Source organism: Anabaenopsis tanganyikae CS-531, assembly GCF_029891675.1.
Taxonomy (GTDB): domain Bacteria; phylum Cyanobacteriota; class Cyanobacteriia; order Cyanobacteriales; family Nostocaceae; genus Anabaenopsis; species Anabaenopsis arnoldii.
Map to the genome: position 1 here is coordinate 1 of NZ_JANQDF010000164.1, position 4,688 is coordinate 4,688.

The window sequence follows — 4,688 nt, forward strand, 5'->3', positions numbered from 1 at the left end:
TCTGGACATGGGAAACTAGGGGATTACAAGGGTAGAAATTTCAATATAGGCGATCGCTGTTAGTAATTTAGCAGACAGTTTATTAAAATTTATACAAGTGTAAATAACTTTAAGTTAGAATAACTGTCAGGTTGTCATCTACCCTAGGGTAGAGATAAAACCCCCCATGTGATCTATCATCTATTCGTTTATATCCACTATCTGTTGTTAAACGCAAAGGGCGCAAAGGTTGGCGCAAAGGTACGCAAAGGTTTATTGGCGGTCTAGAGTATGATCACATACATGATTTTCTCGTCACACAGATCCCGGACTTCTGGCCAAATTATACTAGACTATGCCAATTATGTGAGAAGTCGGGGATCTTGCACCCCTCCAAAGATACCCCACTAGCGATCGCTTGAATATGAGATGGGTGATGGATACTTATCACTGGGTTTTGGAGTTGGAGTTTAAAAAAAGGGTAGACCCTTGAGCCTACCCCAAAAAAGCTGAAATAATATTGCTTAACCCAATAAAGCCTTAGCTTTAGCCAATACGTTATCAACGCTAAAGCCAAATTTCTCCATACAAACACCACCGGGAGCGGAAGCGCCAAAGCGGTCAATACTCACGGTATCACCTTCGCTACCGACGTATTTATGCCAACCGAAACTAGCAGCAGCTTCTACAGACAACCGCTTAGTTACAGCTTTAGGTAGAACAGACTCTTTATAAGCTGCTTCTTGCTCATCAAACAAATCGGTAGAAGGCATAGAAACAACGCGGACTTTTTTACCTTCTGCGGTGAGTTTCTCAGATGCGGTTACACACAGACTCAATTCAGAACCAGTACCGATCAAGATAATATCTGGTGTACCTTCACAGTCTACTACTGTATATCCTCCCTTAGCCACATTCTCAACTGAAGTACCTGCCAAGTTAGGAACATTCTGACGGGTGAAAGCTAGCAGAGTCGGATCATTCTGCTTGGCTCTTTCAATCGCCACCTTGTACGCGCCAGAGCATTCGTTACCATCTGCGGGACGAAATACAGTCAGGTTAGGAATAGCACGCAGGGAAGCCAGAGTTTCTATAGGTTGGTGTGTGGGGCCATCTTCACCTTGTCCAATGGAGTCGTGAGTCATCACCCAAATTGCTCCAGCTTTAGACAGAGCAGATAAACGGATAGCCGCCCGCATATAATCTGTGAAAATCAAGAAGGTAGCACCGTAGGGAATTAATCCCGAACCATGAAGAGCTATACCATTACAAATTGCTCCCATAGCGTGTTCCCGAACACCAAAGTGAATGTTGGGGTTTTGGTATGCTCCTTTTTGGAAGTCGCCCTTACCCTTGAGTTCAGTTAAGTTGGAGTGGGTCAAATCCGCAGAACCACCAATTAACTCAGGTAAAAACGCTGACAATTTATTGAGGCAAGTTTCCGAGTGTTTACGGGTAGGTAGTCCTTTATCTTCGGGGGTGTAGGTAGGCAATACTTGCTCCCAACCGGCGGGCAGTGTACCATTGAGGTAACGTTCAAACTCTGCGGCTTCTTGGGGGTATTTAGCCTTGTAATCAGCAAATGTCTTAGTCCACTCAGCTTCGTAACCTGCGCCACGTTCTACAGCTTTGCGTGTGTGATCAAGAACATCTTCAGGAATTACAAAAGGTTCGTGTTCCCAGCCCAAATTCTTGCGGGTTAATGCTACCTCATCTCCACCCAAAGCGGCACCGTGAATACCAGCAGTATTAGCCTTGTTGGGGGAACCATAACCGATGGTGGTGGTTACCTTAATCATGGTGGGCTTGTCGGTGACGGCTTTGGCGGCTGCAATTGCTTGGGCAATAGCCTCTAAATCTGTATTTCCATTTTCAACGTGTAGGACGTGCCAACCGTAGGATTCAAAGCGTTTTGATACATCTTCGGTGAAGGCTACATCAGTAGAACCATCGATAGAGATGTGGTTGTCGTCATACAATGCAATCAGTTTGCCTAAGCCCAAGTGACCCGCAAAGGAAGCCGCCTCACCAGATACACCCTCCATGTTGCAACCATCACCTAAAATTACATAGGTATAGTGGTCAACAATTTTGGCATCAGGTTTATTGAATTTAGCAGCCAAATGAGCTTCGGCGATCGCCAAACCCACACCATTAGCAATTCCTTGACCCAGGGGACCGGTGGTGACTTCTACCCCAGGGGTTTCAAAATTTTCTGGGTGGCCTGGGGTCCTAGACCCCCATTGACGAAATTGCTTAATATCCTCAATACTGACACTATCATAGCCTGTCAGGTAAAGCAGGGCATATTGCAACATGGAGCCATGACCCGCAGACAAGATAAAGCGATCGCGGTTGAACCACTTAGGATTTTTGGGGTTAAATCGCATAAAGCGATCCCAGAGGACAAAAGCCATAGGAGCCGCCCCCATGGGTAATCCTGGATGTCCCGATTTAGCTTTTTCTACGGCATCAACCGCCAAAAAGCGAATAGAGTTAATACAAAGTTCTTCGAGGGATTGGGTTGCAACAGCCATAATTTCTGATATTTAACGACGGGTTAGCATTCTTGGAAGTTCTTTTCTCCCTGTGGTGAATTTGAACAATTAACAGTTATAGGTGATCAGTGTTATGAGTTCAGCCTGTTAACTGAGCATTCATTCAAATTGTCCCACAGTAAGTATGTTTATCATCCCATTCCCTATGGTTGATCGACAAACGGGATCTCCTGAGATTCTACTGATAAATCACCGCCATCATTAGGTCATGCTGAACCATTGATTGAGCAATGAAGGATGTTTGTGATACTTTCGCAGAAAATCAACTCAGGAGAGGCCAAAAACGGCAACCTGGAGAATTTTAGACATATTTCTTAAAGGCCAGTGTGACATTATGACCACCGAAGCCAAAAGAGTTAGATAGTGCCACATCAACCTTTTGAGCGCGGCTGTGATTAGGGACATAATCTAAGTCACACTCTGGGTCGGGGTTTTCTAAATTTATAGTAGGGGGAATTTGATCATTAGCGATCGCTAACACAGTCGCTACTGCTTCAATACCTCCCGAACCGCCCAAAAGATGACCGGTCATCGACTTGGTAGAGCTGACAGCGACTTTATAGATATGCTCGCCCAAAGCCGTTTTCATAGCCGCAGTTTCTGTAGAATCATTAGCCGGGGTGCTAGTCCCATGAGCATTAATATAGCTAACCATTTCCGGGGTGAGTCCACCATCTTTGAGAGCCAATTGCATAGCCCTAGCCGCACCTTCTCCCCCTGGTACTGGGGCGGTCATGTGGTAAGCGTCACAGGTCATCCCATAGCCCACCATTTCGGCATAAATGCGAGCACCACGACTCAAGGCGTGTTCTAGTGATTCTAGAATCAGAATACCCGAACCTTCACCCATAACAAAGCCATCGCGATCGCGATCGAAAGGACGACAAGCATGAGCCGGGTCATGATTGCGAGTGGAAAGGGCCCTAGCTGCGGCAAATCCAGCCACGCCTAAAGGGGTAATTGCCGACTCACATCCCCCGCAAATCATCGCCTGAGCATAACCATTTTGAATTAGGCGAAAAGCATCACCAATGGCATTAGAACCGGCAGCGCAGGCGGTCACAGAGCAGGAATTAGGACCTTGAGCACCGGTGTGAATCGCCGTTAATCCCGCCGCCATATTGGCGATCATCATGGGAATCATGAAGGGACTACAGCGATCAGGTCCACGGTTGAGGTAGATTGTTTGCTGGTCTTCCATCACCTTCAACCCACCAACGCCGGAGCCAATTATCACTCCCACCTGCTGAGAATTGAGTTCATTAATCACCAACTTGGCATCAGATACAGCTTGTTTAGCAGCGGATACCCCAAATTGGGAAAACCGATCCATCCGCTTGGCTTCTTTGCGATCCATATAAGCAAGGGGATCGAAGTTTTTCACTTCACCAGCAATGCGACAATCATGGCTAGACGCATCAAAAAATGTGATTTTGTCAATGCCATTACGTCCGCTTAACAATCCTTCCCAATATTCATCTGGTGTATTACCAATAGGTGTAATCGCGCCAACACCAGTTACAACAACACGGTTACGTTTATAATCTGTCATTTCTCAGTTAAAATTGGCGAGAAAGCTGCAAAAATAGGGACTCGGTACTGGGAAGCAGGTATGGTCATAAACCCGATAATAGTTAATTGAGAAGATTTTGCTCCATATCTAATTATTACCAGTACTAAATACCCAGTACCCAATTCCCAATGGCTATTTAAGCCGATGCAGCAACTTGTTCGTTGATGTAATCTACCGCCTGTTGAACGGTAGTAATTTTCTCAGCGGCTTCATCGGGTATTTCGATATCAAATTCTTCTTCCAATGCCATCACCAATTCCACCGTATCTAGGGAATCAGCTCCTAGATCATCGGCAAAACTAGCCTCTGGTTTAATTTTGTCCTCTTCAACACTTAGTTGGTCCACAACAATTTTTTTCACCTTTCCAAAAATGTCTGTTTCACTCATACAATAAAATTCCTTGACCGGTTGCTATTATGCGCTGCTATATAAAACATAGACAAAGCTAGACTTTACTTTCTACTTCAACGGGAGCATGGGAGCGGTTATCCCTTAGTAGACTTGCACGCCTTAGCCAGACGCGATATTTCTCAAGTTAAGATTTACAAGAAAGACTACCGCTATCATTGCTTGGTTT

Annotated in this window: 3 protein-coding genes; all 3 read right to left on the reverse strand. The window is 45.3% G+C overall.

The genetic code is table 11. The annotated features are described in order from the left end of the window. Nucleotides 1-503: 503 nt before the first annotated feature. The 3 genes from tkt to acpP all read right to left on the reverse strand — a co-directional run bounded on the left by tkt (nucleotide 504) and on the right by acpP (nucleotide 4,498). Complete coding sequence (gene tkt, locus NWP22_RS15890) at nucleotides 504-2,516, reverse strand: transketolase (RefSeq protein WP_280802094.1); 2,013 nt, start codon at nucleotides 2,514-2,516, stop codon at nucleotides 504-506. A gap of 322 nt (nucleotides 2,517-2,838) precedes the next feature. Then, a complete protein-coding gene (gene fabF, locus NWP22_RS15895) occupies nucleotides 2,839-4,089 on the reverse strand; it encodes a beta-ketoacyl-ACP synthase II (protein ID WP_271732077.1) in 1,251 nt (416 codons plus the stop codon). A 157-nt stretch (nucleotides 4,090-4,246) separates the two neighbouring features. Beyond that, a complete protein-coding gene (acpP, locus tag NWP22_RS15900) occupies nucleotides 4,247-4,498 on the reverse strand; it encodes an acyl carrier protein (protein WP_271732076.1) in 252 nt (83 codons plus the stop codon). Nucleotides 4,499-4,688: the final 190 nt, after the last annotated feature.